The organism is Brevundimonas sp. (assembly GCF_036732845.1).
Classification (GTDB): domain Bacteria; phylum Pseudomonadota; class Alphaproteobacteria; order Caulobacterales; family Caulobacteraceae; genus Brevundimonas.
Genome location: NZ_DAINBO010000046.1, coordinates 1 through 13,654 on the forward strand (window position 1 = coordinate 1; position 13,654 = coordinate 13,654).

The window sequence follows — 13,654 nt, forward strand, 5'->3', positions numbered from 1 at the left end:
TGATGATGCCGCCGATGTACCACAGGCACATGTCCGACAGGCCCGCGTATTTGTCGCCCGCGAACAGGGGCTTGCCGTCGCGCCAGATCGACTGGTGCACGTGCATGCCCGAGCCGTTGTCGCCGTACATGGGCTTGGCCATGAAGGTGGCCGACTTGCCGTAGGCGGCGGCCACGTTCTGGATCACGTACTTATAGAGCTGCAACCGGTCGGCCATGGTCAGCAGGTCGCTGAATTTCAAACCCAGTTCGTGCTGGGCCGGGGCCACCTCGTGGTGGTGCTTCTCCGGCTCCATGCCCAGGTCCTTCATCACCGACAGCATCTCGCCGCGCAGGTCCTGGGCGCTGTCGACCGGATTGACCGGGAAATAGCCGCCCTTGGGTCCAGGGCGGTGACCCATGTTGCCCTCGGAATATTCCGCGCCGGTGTTGGCGGGCAGCTCGGTCGAATCGAAGGCGTAGCCCGTCTCATGCGCGGCGGTGGACCAGCGCACGTCGTCGAAGACGAAGAATTCGGCCTCGGGACCGAAGAAGACCTGGTCGCCCACGCCCGACGACTGGACATAGGCCAGGGCCTTCTTGGCCATCGAGCGGCTGTCGCGGTTATAGGGTTCGCCGGTGTCGGGGTTCAGCACGTCGCAGAACAGGAACATCGTCGTCTGCTGATAGAAGGGGTCGATCCAGGCCGTCTTCAGGTCCGGCTTCAGCAGCATGTCGGACTCATTGATGGCCTTCCAGCCGGCGATCGACGAACCGTCGAACATGGTGCCTTCTTCCAGCAGTTCTTCATCGACCAGGTCGATGTCGAACGTGACATGCTGCATCCGGCCGCGCGTGTCGGTGAAGCGAAGATCGACGTAGCGTACGTCCTTGTCCTTGATCTCTTGCAGGATCTTCGAGGCGCTCATTCGGGGTGGTCCTTTGGGGTTCGGGGAGGGGGCCAAAAGAAAAACGACGCCGTCTCTGGCGTCGCGGGTGGAAGGCTCAGACGGCTTGCGGGCCGCTTTCGCCGGTGCGGATGCGGATCACGTCCAGGACGTCCGATACGAAGATCTTGCCGTCGCCGATCTTGCCGGTGCGGGCGGCGGCCTGGATGGCCTCGACCACTGAGGCGACCATGTCGTCGGGCACGACGACCTCGATCTTGATCTTGGGCAGGAAGTCGATGACGTATTCGGCGCCGCGATAAAGCTCGGAATGGCCCTTTTGGCGGCCATAGCCCTTGGCTTCCAGGACCGTCATGCCCTGAACGCCGGCGTCCTGGAGGGCCTCTTTGACCTCGTCCAGTTTGAACGGCTTGATGACCGCTTCGATCTTTTTCATGGCGACCCCGGGGACGGCGCGACGCGGCCGTTCGCTCGGGCTGTAAAGGGACATTGCATCGCACAATAAGGCAAGAGGGGAATCGCCCCCAGTCGCCATCCGTGATCGGATAAGTCCCATGACCGAGACCAATCATCCCGACCTGTGGCGCGGCCGCATCCCCTGGCCGGGCGCCGACAGCCATAAACATGCGCGCGGGCGGCTGGGCGTGGTGTCGGGCGACGCGGCGCACACGGGCGCGGCGCGGCTGGCGGCGCGGGCGGGCCTGAGGGTCGGCGCGGGGCTGGTGAAGGTGTTTTGTCCGCTTGAGGCGGCGGCGGTGCTGGTCCCGGCGCTGGAGGCGGTGATGCTGTCGCCGTTCGCGACGACGGCCGAACTGGTCGCGGCGGCCGAACCAATGGGCGCGGTCGTCATCGGCCCGGCGGCGGGGGTGACGGAGGCGACGCGGGAGAATGTGCGGGGCCTGGCGACGCTGGAGACCCGGCTGGTGCTGGACGCCGACGCCCTGACGGTGTTCGCCGACACGCCCGAGGCCCTGTTCGACCTTTTGGGACCGCAGGACGTCCTGACCCCGCACGAGGGCGAGTTCGGACGGCTGTTCCCCGGCCTGCTGGCGGCGGGCCGCGAGACGGCGGCGGTCGAGGCGGCGAGGCGGGCGGGCTGCGTGGTGGTGCTGAAGGGCGCGAAGACCCTGGTCACGGCGCCGGATGGACGACGGCGGATCAACCCCAACGGCTCGCCCTGGCTGGCCACGGCGGGCACGGGCGACGTCCTGGCCGGCCTGATCGGCGGCTTGCTGGCGCAGGGCGTCGAGGCGTTCGAGGCGGCGTCGATGGCCGTCTGGATGCACGCCGACGCGGCCGGGCGCTTCGGACCCGGCCTGACCGCCGAAGACCTGCCGGACCTGATCCCGGCGGTGTTGCGAGAGCTGTACGGCTAGGGTCTGGTCAGCGTTTGACGGCGATATGGTCGTTGTTGGAGACCACGATCGGGCAGGGACCCGCGCCGACGGTCTCTTCAGCCCAGGGCGAGCCGACCGCTCTCCAGAAACGATACCGTTGGTAGATCGTGACCGTCACGTGGGTCATTCCGTCTGGCGACGTGGCGCAACCGCCGCCTGTGCCTTCGACACCCCAGAATCTGGCCATGGGTCTCTCCTTGAGACGCGGCGCCGTCACGGCCGCCGCGTGTTGCTGAATGAGAATGTTCAAGCTGGGCGACGCCACCACGGCGCCGACAGAGGAGCCGCATGGCCTATCGAGACTGTGCCGGGCCAGGCGGGCCTGAAGCACGCCGTTCACGCACGTCCCCCTCGGGCCACGGTCACTAAAGGCCGTCGGCCGAGATTGGTTGCAGCGCGTCGTCTCCATCCGCGACGGAACGGCTCGCCTTGCTCCGCGCGCGGCGTGGGCTATAGACGGGCCGCGCCCGCGGCTATGGCGAAATTGGTAGACGCACCAGATTTAGGTTCTGGCGGGAGACCGTGGGGGTTCGAGTCCCTCTAGCCGCACCAGCGCCCCATCACGACGGCCCGCTGGCCGGGCGCGGGATGGGCGCCGACCGCATGGCGCGATCCGAGACGAAGGGGTTGTCGCGGCGCTCGGCGCCGAAGGTCGAGGTCGGGCCGTGCCCGGGCACGAAGGTGATGTCGTCGCCGAACGGCCACAGCTTCTTAGTGATCGAATCCAGCAGGGCCTGATGGTCGCCGCGCGGGAAATCCGTCCGGCCGATCGAACCGTTGAACAGCACGTCGCCGACCTGGGCGAAGCGGGCGCCCTCGTGGATGAAGACGACATGGCCGGGGGTGTGGCCGGGACAGTGGACGACCTTCCATTCAGTCTCGCCCAGCGTCACCGTGTCGCCGTCGCCCAACCAGCGGGTGGGGACGAAGCTGCGCGCCTCGGGCAGGCCGTACATCTGGCCCTGAGCCGGGATGCCGTCGATCCAGAACTGGTCGTCGGGATGGGGACCCCATATCTCGACGCCCGACTTCTCCTGCATTTCGGCGGCGCCGCCGGCGTGATCCAGGTGGCCGTGGGTGATCCAGATGCGCTCCAGCGTCAGGCCGCGTCGGGTGATTTCGGCCAGGACGGCGTCGACCGAGGCGCCGGGGTCGATGACGGCCGCCCGCTTCGTGGCCGTGCACCAGACGGTGGTGCAGTTCTGCTGCAACGGGGTGACGGGCGTGACGAAGACGCCGATGGGAGAGGAGGTCATGGGCCTTAGATAGCGTCCGCGCGTTGACCTTTCAGCCCTCAATCGACATAAGGGCGGGCTTCGAGGCGCCGCTCCTGAAAAGGGCGGCCCTTATTGCTTTATCCACTCCGCGCGCGTTCGCCCCGAAAACGCCGCCCCAGAGCGTCAGAATCCCGACCATGCAAGTCGTCGAAAAGTCCTCCGAAGGCCTGAGCCGCACCATCGCGGTGACCATCCCCGTCGCCGAACTGAATGAAAAGCTGGACGCCCGGCTGAAGGAAGTCGCGCCGCAGATGCGCATCAAGGGCTTCCGTCCCGGCAAGGTGCCGCTGGCCCACGTCAAGAAGACCTTCGGCCGCGACTTCATGGGCGAGATCGTCAACGCCGCCCTGAACGAATCGAGCCAGGCCGCCCTGGACGAGATCAAGGTGCGCCCGGCCGCCCCGGCCGAGATGAAGCTGACCAGCGACATGGACAAGGTCATCAAGGGCGACGAGGACCTGTCGTACGAGATGGCTCTGGAAGTCATGCCGGAGTTCACCCCGGTCGACCCCAAGACCCTGAAGCTGAAGCGCCCGGTCTATGAGGCGTCCGACGCCGACCTGGATGAGGCGCTGGCCGAACTGGCCGGTCAGGCCAAGACCTATGAAGACAAGACCGGCAAGACGGTCAAGGCCGCCGACGGCGACCAACTGACCATCGACTTCGTCGGCAAGATCGACGGCGAGGCCTTCGACGGCGGCTCGGCCACGGACGCCGACCTGGTGATCGGCTCGGGCCGCTTCATCCCCGGCTTCGAGGAGCAGTTGAAGGGCGCCAAGATCGGCGAGGAAAAGACCATCGAGGTCACCTTCCCGGAAGAATACCAGGCCAAGCACCTGGCCGGTAAGGCCGCGACCTTCGACGTCACGGTCAAGGCCATCAAGGCCGAGGCCGAATCGAAGATCGACGACGACTTCGCCAAGCGCATCGGCATCGAGAGCCTGGACAAGCTGAAGGACCTGCTGCGCTCGAACCTGAACCAGCAGTACGCCGGCGCCGCCCGCTTCAAGCTGAAGCGCGCCCTGCTGGACGCTCTGGACGAAAAGCACAGCTTCGACCTGCCGCCGCGCATGGTCGACGCCGAGTTCGAAGGCATCTGGCAGCAGGTCGAGGCCGACAAGGCCGCCGGCCGCCTGTCGGAAGAGGACGCCAAGAAGTCCGACAAGAAGCTGAAGGACGAGTACAAGAAGATCGCCGAGCGCCGCGTGCGCCTGGGTCTGGTGCTGGCCGAGATCGGCCGCGCCAACAACATCACCGTCTCGGATCAGGAACTGAACCAGGCGATCATGGCCGAGGCCCGCAACTATCCGGGCCAGGAGCGGGCGGTGTTGGACTTCTATCGCCAGAACCCGAACGCCGCCGCCTCGATGCGCGCGCCGATCTATGAGGACAAGGTCGTGGACCTGATCTTCGGCGCCGCCGAGGTGAAGGACGCCAAGATCACCAAGGAAGAGCTGCTGAAGGAAGACGAAGAGGGCTGATCGCCCGCGTCAGCTTTCGTGGCTCGCGCTTGCGCGCGATCCGAAACAGAATGGTCCCCGTCGGATGATCCGGCGGGGACTTTTCACATGGGGCGTCGCGCGGCGCTGGCGATCGGGGCGATGATGCTGGCGACGGCGCCGGCCGCGGCCGCGCGCGCCCAGACGCCCGAACCGGCCTATCAGGTCGGCCAGCCGCCGCCCGACATGCCTCCCGCCGACGGCGCCCGGATGGCGGAGCTTGAGGTTCAGGCGACGACGGCCATCGCGGCGGGCGACTGGGCGGCGGTCGAAAGACTGCTGGGCGAAGGCCTGACGCTGGAACAACGGCATTACGCCCCGGACGACGCGCGCATCGGCCATAGCTGGGGTTGGCTGGCCCGCGCGGCGATCGAACAGGGCAGGGCGCCGCAAGAGGTGATCCCCCTGGCCGAAAAACGGCTGGAGATCGCCGAGAAACACCCCGAAGACGGCGCGACCCTGGCCGCGGCCCTGTTCTTGTTGGGCGAGCAGTTGCTGGCGGCTGGGCAGGCGGAGGCGGCGGTTCCGTTCCTGACGCGGGCGGAGACGGTGCTGGAGGGGCTGGGCGAGGCGTCGAAGGGGGATTTGCGGATCACGCGGGTGCGGCGCGGCATGGCCCTGGCCGCGACGGGGGACAAGGCGACGGCGGCCCGGCTGCTGGGCGACGCCCTGGCGGAGCTGAGAGCCGATCCGTCGGCCGATGGCGGCGAACGGGCCTATGTGGCGTGGGAGTTCGCGGTCGTGTCGTACGACCTGGACCGCTACGCCGAGGCCGAAGCCGCGTTCCGGCTGGTGTTTGAACACCGCGCCGCGACGGGTCGGACCAGGGATGAGGCCATCGCCGGTTACTGGCTGGCGAACACCCTGCTCCTGCTGGGGCGTACGGCGGAGGCGGACGTGGTCATGCGCCGCGTGGTGGCGTTGGAGACGGCGGCCGCCGCCGATGCGCGCGGCCTGACCTTGGCGCAGGTGCGCAAGGCCGCGATCGAGCATGGCGACAGGATGCGAACGGCCGGTGACCTGGAGGCGGCGGCGGCGGCCTATCGCCTGGCGGTCCAGGTCAATCGCGCCGAGCCTGACTCGGGCGCCTATCTGGCGGCGGCGGTGTCTCGCCTGGGGCTGACGCTTCAGGAACAGGCGCGCTACGTCGAGGCCGAGACGGCGCAACGCGAGGCGCTGGAGCTTTGGCGTCAGGTGCGCGGGCCGGGCCATGCCGACGTCGCCACGCAGTACGAACGACTGGGCCGCACCCTGCTGCGGCAGAACAAGTCCCTGGACGCCATGAGGGCCTTTGACGAGGCGCGCACCATTCGGACAGCCCTGGGGCAAGAGACCGATATGGGCGTGCTGAGGGATCAGGCCGAGGCGGCGGAACAGAGCGAACTGTTGCAAACGGCGCTGCAACGACGCGAGGAGGTGGTCCAACGTCTGCGCGCCGAGACGCCGCCGCGCCGCACCGCCCTGGCCGCCAACATCGCGTCCCTGGCGCACGTCCATTTTCTGCTCGACGACTACGGCGCGACCGAACGGCTGTATCGCGAGGCCCTGTCGCTGACGGAAGAGCCGGTGCTGCGCGAGCGGATCATGACCGGCCTGGCCATGGCCTTGACGAGCCAGGGGCGCGGCGAGGAGGGCGAACCCCTGCAGCGCCAGGTCCTGGCCGAGGTGACGGCCCGCGCGGGTCCGGTCAGCGTGGACAGCGCCATCGCCATGTCGGATCTGGCTCGCATACTGGCCGTTCGCGGCGACCCGGCGCGGGCGGAACCCCTGTTGCACGACGCCCTGGCCGTATTTGAGGCCCAGCCCGAGCCGGATCGCGGCCGGATCGCGACGGTGAAGCTGAACCTCGGCGTGGCGCTGAGCGACCTGGATCGCCACCTGGAGGCGCTTCAACAGTTCAATGAGGCGTTCCGCATCCGGCGCGAGGTGTTCGGCGCGGGCCATGCGCGCACGGTGAAGGTGATCGAGCTGATCATCTTTGAATACGTCGCCCTGGGGGCCTATGGCCAGGCCGAACCCCTGGCCGCGCAACTGGCTCAATTGACGCGAGATCGGGTCGGCGCGGACCACCCGATCCTGGCCAAGGCGTTGCAGAGGCACGCCTATGTGCTTCAGAGCGCCGGTCGATACGCCGAGGCGGAACGGCTGATGCGACAGGCGGCGGACATCATGCAACGGCGCTCGCAGGACCCGCGTGACCGCATCCGTTACGACGCCAACTGGGGCGTGACCCTGTTGGACTCCGACAGACCGCGCGAGGCGCTGGAGGTGTTTCGACGGGCCGAGGCGGGTCTGGTCGAACGGCGCCGCACCGCGACCGACCCGAGCTGGAGTCGAAACGAAGCCGAGGGCTTCCGCTTCCTGCATCGGTTCGCGGTTCAAGCCGCCTGGGAGGCCGCGACGGCGCCTTCGCCTTGATTCCGACGGAATCCATTTCACAAACGACATTAAGGTGTATGCGGTCCCCGTCAGTATCGGCGCGTGTCAGTCCGCCGAACGGATCGAGGGGAGAGTTCCATGTTCACAGCCATCGCCCTGGCGGCGTTGATCGCGGGTCAGACGGCGCCGCAGGCCGCTCAAGATCCCGACGAGGCCGTGGCGGTCGAGGACATCCTGGTCGAAGGGCGGCCGCTGGTCGAACGCGCGCGCGAATTCGTCAATGAGATCGCCGCCCCGCCGAACAATCGGAACCTGGCGACGTGGCGCACCGAGATGTGCGTTTCCGCGGTGAACATGCCGACGACCCACGGCCAGGCCATGGTGGATCGCGTGTCTCAGGTCGCGCTGCATCTGGGCGTGCGGATCGGCGAACCGGGTTGCGAACCCAACGTCATCATCGCCCTGAGCACCGACGCCCAGGCCATGGCGGCGCAACTGGTCGATCGACGCGAGCGCACCTTCCGACCCAATTGGACCGGTTCGTCACAGGGCGAACAGGAGTTGGAGGCCTTTGTTCAAAGCACGGCGCCGGTGCGCTGGTGGCACATCAGCATTCCGGTCGACGCCGCCACGGGCGAGGTCGCCGTGCGGATGCCCGGCGACGGCGACGGCTTGAGGGTGGTCAACAAGCGGATGGGGGCGACGCGGCTGCGCAGCCCGCTGCGCGACGACATGCGCAAGGCCTTCGTCATCATCGATGTGGACGACGTGGCGAACGTCAGCTTCCAGCAACTGACCGACTATGTCGCCTTCCTGGTCATGGCCCAGACCGATCCCGAGGCCGACACCGGCGGCTATGACACCATCCTGAACCTGTTCAAGGGCGGCGGCGCCGATGGGCTGACGGCGTGGGACCTGGCCTATCTGGAGGCGCTCTACGCCTCGGACACGACCCAGAGCAATCCGAACCGCCATGGCAGCAACGTCGGCCGCGCCCTGGCCCGCGACATCGGCGGCCAGATGCGTGAAGAGGCGCGGCAGGCGCAGGCTGAGCCGACGCCCGAACCCGCTCCGACGCCGACGCCGTGATCGTCAGGCTTTGACAGTCGCGTTTCGCTGAACGCCGTCGCAGGATCGGCGCATGAAGCGAGGGGCGGACATCAGGGGCGTTCACGGCGCGGTCGCGGCGTTCGTCCTGGCGGCGTCGATGCCGACGGCTGTCGATGCGCACGCCCTTGAGGCGGCCGGGGCGGCGGATTCTCAGGCCGCGGCCGCCGTTTCGTCGGATGAGGCGGAGACCGAGCGCCGGCTGCGGCAAGAGGTGGAGCGCGCCAGCCTGGCCGGCGACGTGCGCTCTCAGTCGCGCGCCTCACGGGCCTTGGCCGAACATCTGGCCCTGACGGGGCGGACGGCGCGCGCCGCCGACCTGTTGGCCGACATGGCCGTGATCGACGCGGCGCTGGGCGAAGGCGACCGCGATCACCTGACGACCGAATACAGGCTGGCCCAGCTTGAGCTGAAGGTGGGGCGCGGCGCTGGGGCCTTCGCCCGCGCCGCGCGGACGCGGGACGCCGCCGAAACCTCTCTCGGCCCGAACGATCCGCTGACCTTGCGGCTCCAGGCCGTCTGGGCCTTGGCTTACGCCGACCAGAATCCGTTCGATGGCGACGGCGACTTTCTGGACGCCACCCTGACCATGGCGGATGCGCACACCATCGTCAGAACGATGCACCCAGACGACGCGGCGTTGAGGTTCGACATCCTGTCGGCCTATGCCGAGGTGCTGTTGGCGGTTGACCACACCTCGCTGGCCCTGCCGGCGCTGCAGGACATGGTCACTCTGATGGAGCAGGACCTGGCCGGTGATCCGGGCCAGCGGCGCCGGGTGCGGGCGCGGCTGGGGGTGATGCTCATGGAAGAGCGGTTCGTTCAGGACGCGCTCATCATCCTGAGGCGGAGCGCCGAAGAGATCATCGCCGCCCGCGACACCCGAGCGGGCCTGGCCGAATTGCGTGAGGCCTCGCCGTTCCGCGCGATCGTCGAGAGCGCCTGGATTCGCGGTTTCGATCCAGAGTTCGGCCTGGCCAACGATGCGGACCTGTATCGCTACGAACCCGCGCCATTGGGTGCGTTCGACGAAGGCGAGGGCCTTTAAGCAGCGTCACGAACGCCGGACGGGCCGCCTAGACCGACGCCCGGCCTTGCGCCGGTCGGCTTCGGACGCGATATCTGGACCCTTATGGACGCGACCGCTTCGAGTCGCGCCGACCGGCATTCAGCGAGACCCCATGCGCGATCCCATCGACCTGATTCAATCCAACCTGGTCCCCATGGTGGTGGAGCAGTCCAGCCGGGGCGAGCGGTCCTTCGACATCTTCTCGCGCCTGCTTCGCGAACGGATCATCTTCCTGACCGGCCCGTTCGAGGACGGGATGGCGTCGCTGATCTGCGCCCAGTTGCTGTTCCTGGAATCGGAAAATCCGAAGAAGGAGATCAGCATGTACATCAACAGCCCCGGCGGTCAGGTGACCTCGGCGCTGGCGATCTACGACACCATGCAATACATCCGCTCGCCGGTTTCGACGGTGTGCATGGGCATGGCGGCCTCGGCCGGTTCGCTGATCCTGACGGCCGGCGCGGCGGGCCAGCGCGTGGCCCTGCCGAACGCCCGGGTCATGGTGCACCAGCCTTCGGGCGGGTTCCGCGGCCAGGCCTCGGACATCGAACGTCACGCCGAGGACATCCGCTACACCAAGCGCCGCTTGAACGAGATCTATGTCCAGCACACCGGCCGGACCTATGAGGAGGTCGAAAAGACGCTGGACCGCGACCACTTCATGAGCGCCGAGGAAGCCAAGGCCTGGGGCATCGTCGATCACGTCTATGACCGCCGCGAACAGGCCGAGGGCGACGGGGTGAAGACGGTCTGAACCCGACGCCGGCCTTTTGAAGCCGTGGATGAGGCGCGCCAGGACGGCGCGCCTTTTCTTTTGTGCTATCAGGCCGCCATGCAGCACACACGCGAGACCAGCGGGACCCTAGAGGTCGATGGCGAGACCTATGAGTGGGAAGTTCGCCGCCAGCCCCAGCCGAACGCCGATGGCAGTTGGAACGGCATGGCCATCACCCTGAAGCTTCAGGGCTTCAAGCGCGAGGCCATCGTGCAGTTCCCCATGCCCATGCGCGCCAATGGCCGACCGGACATGGAGAAACAGAGGGTCAGCGTCGACGCGGTGCGCAACGCGATCACGGCGATCCTTGAGGCAGGATGGGAGCCGACCTCGCGAGGCCGGGCTATGGTTTTTGACGTCGATGCGGACGGCCGCTGAACCGTGGACGCCCTGACCTTCGAGTTCACTACGCTCAAATCAGGGCAAAGCGTTAAGGTCACGCTTCAAAAGCCAAGTCCGCACGACACGATGCGATGCTGGGTCTGCAAAGTGTACATCCGCCCAGACAAATTGGACCACCGAGAGTTCTTCGGCGCCACGAGTTTTCAGGCGCTGGAGGCTGCGGTTTCAGTGGTGCCCACCTTGCTGCGGACCCTCTACCCGAACGAGACTCTCGAAGAGTCGGGCTATCCATTCTTTCCGGCGCCATTCGTCGTTGAGGACGATTTCAGCCGTGATGGCTAGGGCCGCGCCCGGAACACCCTGAAACCCGGCTCGTCGGCGATGGCCAGCATTTCGGTGTCGCCGGACGTGTCGCCATAGGCGGCGGCCAGGCGCACGTCGTCGCCATAGACGGCGCGCAGACGCCGGACCTTCTCCTCGCCTCGACAGTTGGGACCGGCGAAGGCGCCGGTGACCCGGTCCTGGTCGTCGAACACCAGGGGCGTGCCCAACAGGGCTTCGGCGCCCAGGCGGCGGGCGAAGGGGGCCACGGTGGTCTCGGGGCTGGCGGTCACGATCACCCGATGGGCGCTGCGACGACCCCATTCGCGCCAGACCTTCAGCGCGTCGGGACGCATGAAACGGTCCCAGACCTCGGCGGCGAAGGCTTCGGCCTCGACCTCCAAGACCTCGCGTGGGACCCCGCGCAGGAATTCGGCGGCGGCGGCGGCCTTGATGCGGCCCCGGTCGCGATGATGGGCATAGGCCGCCGTAGCCGGCGCCAGCCGCGTCAGACCCAGCAGCCAGCCGCCGCCGCCCGCGCGCCATTTCAGAAAGGCGGTGAAGCTGTCGCGGATCGTCAGAGTGCCGTCGAAATCGAAGGCGACGATGGGAGCGCCCTCTGAAACAGGCTGGCGAATCGGCGACGCGGCGCCCATGTCAGACATTCGCCGTGATCCTCATCCAGTTTACGCCGTTATCCGTGCGTCGTTCAGCCCCATTCCTGGGCTTGTGACGAACGGCTGGATGGTTGATTGTCAATTTTAAAGACCTTCGCGCCTAGAGTTCAGGAATCAACGCGGAGAAAGCGCGTTCGGACCCATATCGGGGACGGATGCGGGAGTGAGAAGGGTCGATGACCAAAGCCGCCGGAACGGACGCCAAGAGCACCCTGTATTGCAGCTTCTGCGGCAAGAGCCAGCATGAGGTGCGCAAGCTGATCGCCGGCCCGACCGTGTTCATCTGTGATGAATGCGTCGAGCTGTGCATGGACATCATCCGCGAAGAGCACAAGATCGGCTTCGTCAAGGCGAAGGACGGCGTGCCCACGCCCAAGGAGATCCGCGAGGTTCTGGACGACTATGTGATCGGCCAGAGCCACGCCAAGAAGGTGCTGAGCGTCGCCGTTCACAACCACTACAAGCGCCTGAACCACGCGACCAAGTCGAACGACGTGGAGCTGGCCAAGTCGAACATCATGCTGATCGGGCCGACCGGCTCGGGCAAGACGCTGCTGGCCCAGACGCTGGCGCGGATCATCGACGTGCCCTTCACCATGGCCGACGCCACGACCCTGACCGAAGCCGGTTATGTGGGCGAGGACGTCGAGAACATCATCCTGAAGCTGCTCCAGGCCAGCGACTACAACGTCGAGCGGGCGCAGCGCGGCATCGTCTACATCGACGAGATCGACAAGATTTCGCGCAAGTCGGACAACCCCTCGATCACCCGCGACGTCTCGGGCGAGGGCGTGCAGCAGGCCCTGCTGAAGATCATGGAAGGCACCGTCGCCTCGGTGCCCCCGCAAGGCGGCCGCAAGCATCCGCAGCAGGAGTTCCTGCAAGTCGACACCGCCAACATCCTGTTCATCGTCGGCGGCGCCTTCGCCGGGCTTGAGAAGGTGATCTCGGCGCGCGGCGACGCGGCCTCGATCGGCTTCGGCGCCAAGGTCAAGGACATCGACGAACGCCGCACCGGCGACATCCTGCGCGGCGTCGAGCCGGACGATCTGATGCGTTTCGGCCTGATCCCGGAATTCATCGGCCGCCTGCCCGTGCTGGCGACGCTGGAAGACCTGGACGAGGCGGCGCTGATCACCATCCTGACCGAGCCGAAGAACGCTCTGGTCAAGCAGTACAAGCGTCTGTTCGAGATGGAGAACGTCGAACTGACCTTCACCGACGACGCCCTGTCGGCGGTGGCGGGCAAGGCCATCAAGCGCAAGACCGGCGCGCGCGGTCTGCGTTCGATCCTGGAAGGCGTACTGTTGGAGACCATGTTCGAGCTGCCCACCTTCGAGGGCGTCGAAGAGGTGGTGGTCAATGCCGAGGTCATCGACGGCAAGGCCCAACCGCTGCTGATCTATTCGGAAAAGAACGCCAAGAAGGCCGACCCCGCGGCCTGAGCCGTACGCTCCAAACCCAGTCTGACGAAGGGGCGGGTCCGGCGACGGGGCCGCCCCTTTTTCTAACGCCGCCTCATGCGTGGCGAGGACGTCTCCCAGCCATCGCCGAGTCGCCGTGACATAGAGAGGCGCGGGTCGCGTGACGTGCGGCGGGGATCGGCCGTGCGGCCATCCATCCCCGGCGACGTCGGCCCGTGCGGCGGTCACGCTTGAACCCGCCGCATGAGGGGCCACATACTGTCCTGAACGCCGTCGGAATCGACGGGCCGTCCGTAGGGCTTCGGCATCGCGCCGGGGCTTTGTGACACGGCGGGCCGGAGATCAACGAAGGCCCTGGAAAGTACGCATCATGTCCGAGACCAAAACCCTTCCCGTCCTGCCGCTGAGAGACATCGTCGTCTTCCCGCACATGGTCGTGCCCCTGTTCGTCGGGCGCGAGAAATCGGTGCGCGCGCTGGACGAGATCATGAAGGGCGAAAA

The 13,654-nt window shown here is 67.0% G+C and carries 15 protein-coding genes and 1 tRNA gene; 11 read left to right on the top strand and 5 right to left on the bottom strand.

Translation table 11 applies throughout. From position 1 onward, the window contains the following. Both V7D63_RS11805 and V7D63_RS11810 read right to left on the bottom strand, forming a co-directional pair. A partial coding sequence (locus V7D63_RS11805) for a glutamine synthetase beta-grasp domain-containing protein (protein ID WP_333592477.1) occupies window positions 1-907 on the bottom strand: 907 nt, incomplete at its 3' end. 76 nt (window positions 908-983) lie between these two features. Beyond that, window positions 984-1,322, bottom strand: coding sequence for a P-II family nitrogen regulator (locus V7D63_RS11810; protein ID WP_333592478.1), 339 nt, complete (start codon window positions 1,320-1,322; stop codon window positions 984-986). A 118-nt stretch (window positions 1,323-1,440) separates the two neighbouring features. Between V7D63_RS11810 and V7D63_RS11815 the strand changes: the two genes are divergently transcribed. Next, window positions 1,441-2,262: an NAD(P)H-hydrate dehydratase gene (locus tag V7D63_RS11815; protein ID WP_333592479.1), complete on the top strand. Its 822-nt coding sequence runs from the start codon at window positions 1,441-1,443 to the stop codon at window positions 2,260-2,262. 7 nt (window positions 2,263-2,269) lie between these two features. Here the strand turns inward: V7D63_RS11815 and V7D63_RS11820 are convergent, their stop codons facing one another. After that, window positions 2,270-2,470 carry a hypothetical protein gene (locus V7D63_RS11820; protein ID WP_333592480.1) on the bottom strand — a complete coding sequence of 67 codons (201 nt, stop codon included), beginning with the start codon at window positions 2,468-2,470 and terminating at the stop codon, window positions 2,270-2,272. A 282-nt stretch (window positions 2,471-2,752) separates the two neighbouring features. On the opposite strand from V7D63_RS11820, the gene V7D63_RS11825 reads away from it, so the two are divergent. Next, window positions 2,753-2,835, top strand: a tRNA-Leu gene (locus tag V7D63_RS11825). 8 nt (window positions 2,836-2,843) lie between these two features. On the opposite strand, the gene V7D63_RS11830 is transcribed toward V7D63_RS11825, so the two are convergent. Further along, a complete protein-coding gene (locus V7D63_RS11830; RefSeq protein WP_333592481.1) occupies window positions 2,844-3,539 on the bottom strand; it encodes an MBL fold metallo-hydrolase in 696 nt (231 codons plus the stop codon). A gap of 158 nt (window positions 3,540-3,697) precedes the next feature. Here V7D63_RS11830 and tig point away from each other — a divergent pair, with 158 nt between their 5' ends. From tig to V7D63_RS11865, 7 genes are all read left to right on the top strand, one after another. Further along, the gene (gene tig / locus V7D63_RS11835; protein WP_333592482.1) at window positions 3,698-5,041 is read left to right on the top strand and encodes a trigger factor; all 1,344 of its coding nucleotides are present in this window, start codon (window positions 3,698-3,700) and stop codon (window positions 5,039-5,041) included. 87 nt (window positions 5,042-5,128) lie between these two features. After that, window positions 5,129-7,477, top strand: a complete 2,349-nt coding sequence (locus tag V7D63_RS11840; RefSeq protein WP_333592483.1) for a tetratricopeptide repeat protein — start codon at window positions 5,129-5,131, stop codon at window positions 7,475-7,477. Window positions 7,478-7,576: 99 nt separating this feature from the next. Beyond that, on the top strand, window positions 7,577-8,527 hold the full coding sequence (locus V7D63_RS11845; protein ID WP_333592484.1) for a hypothetical protein: 951 nt from the start codon (window positions 7,577-7,579) through the stop codon (window positions 8,525-8,527). Between the two features lie 52 nt (window positions 8,528-8,579). Then, window positions 8,580-9,593 carry a hypothetical protein gene (locus V7D63_RS11850; protein WP_333592485.1) on the top strand — a complete coding sequence of 338 codons (1,014 nt, stop codon included), beginning with the start codon at window positions 8,580-8,582 and terminating at the stop codon, window positions 9,591-9,593. A 133-nt stretch (window positions 9,594-9,726) separates the two neighbouring features. Continuing rightward, window positions 9,727-10,368, top strand: a complete 642-nt coding sequence (locus tag V7D63_RS11855; protein WP_333592486.1) for an ATP-dependent Clp protease proteolytic subunit — start codon at window positions 9,727-9,729, stop codon at window positions 10,366-10,368. 78 nt (window positions 10,369-10,446) lie between these two features. Beyond that, window positions 10,447-10,767, top strand: a complete 321-nt coding sequence (locus V7D63_RS11860) for a hypothetical protein (protein ID WP_333592487.1) — start codon at window positions 10,447-10,449, stop codon at window positions 10,765-10,767. Between the two features lie 3 nt (window positions 10,768-10,770). After that, a complete protein-coding gene (locus tag V7D63_RS11865) occupies window positions 10,771-11,073 on the top strand; it encodes a DUF6968 family protein (RefSeq protein ID WP_333592488.1) in 303 nt (100 codons plus the stop codon). On the opposite strand, the gene V7D63_RS11870 is transcribed toward V7D63_RS11865, so the two are convergent. Beyond that, window positions 11,070-11,717, bottom strand: a complete 648-nt coding sequence (locus V7D63_RS11870) for an HAD-IB family hydrolase (RefSeq protein WP_333592489.1) — start codon at window positions 11,715-11,717, stop codon at window positions 11,070-11,072. The two genes, V7D63_RS11865 and V7D63_RS11870, sit on opposite strands and share 4 nt — an antisense overlap. A gap of 188 nt (window positions 11,718-11,905) precedes the next feature. Between V7D63_RS11870 and clpX the strand changes: the two genes are divergently transcribed. Together clpX and V7D63_RS11880 are read left to right on the top strand one after the other, a co-directional pair. Then, complete coding sequence (gene clpX / locus V7D63_RS11875) at window positions 11,906-13,174, top strand: ATP-dependent Clp protease ATP-binding subunit ClpX (protein WP_333592490.1); 1,269 nt, start codon at window positions 11,906-11,908, stop codon at window positions 13,172-13,174. A gap of 349 nt (window positions 13,175-13,523) precedes the next feature. Next, window positions 13,524-13,654: LON peptidase substrate-binding domain-containing protein (locus V7D63_RS11880; protein WP_333592491.1), on the top strand; the 131-nt coding region annotated here is incomplete at its 3' end.